At 51.8% G+C, this 220-nt stretch carries 1 protein-coding gene; it reads right to left on the bottom strand.

Annotated elements, in window-relative coordinates:
• The coding region (locus V6E90_RS21785; protein WP_332606447.1) for an Ig-like domain-containing protein at positions 1-220 on the bottom strand (220 nt) is incomplete at both ends.

Below are 220 nucleotides of genomic sequence, written 5' to 3' on the forward strand. Positions count from 1 at the left end.
GGTTGCCTGCAGGATCAGTTGCTACAGCTGTTACTGTACCGCCATTCGGTAAGTTACCTGGATTTGGTGTGGTCCATGCCCCAGTCGTTGGATCTGTTGGGACCTGAACACTTGTACCATCTGGGAAGGTCACGGTCACAGTCGAACCAGGTTCCGCTGTTCCTGTAATCGGATCTGTACCATTGATTGGATTAATCTCTGGCGCATTCGGTGCAGTGGT

Origin of the sequence: Acinetobacter sp. ESBL14 (assembly GCF_036668815.1) — a bacterium.
In the GTDB taxonomy this organism is placed as follows: Bacteria; Pseudomonadota; Gammaproteobacteria; order Pseudomonadales; family Moraxellaceae; genus Acinetobacter; species Acinetobacter gyllenbergii.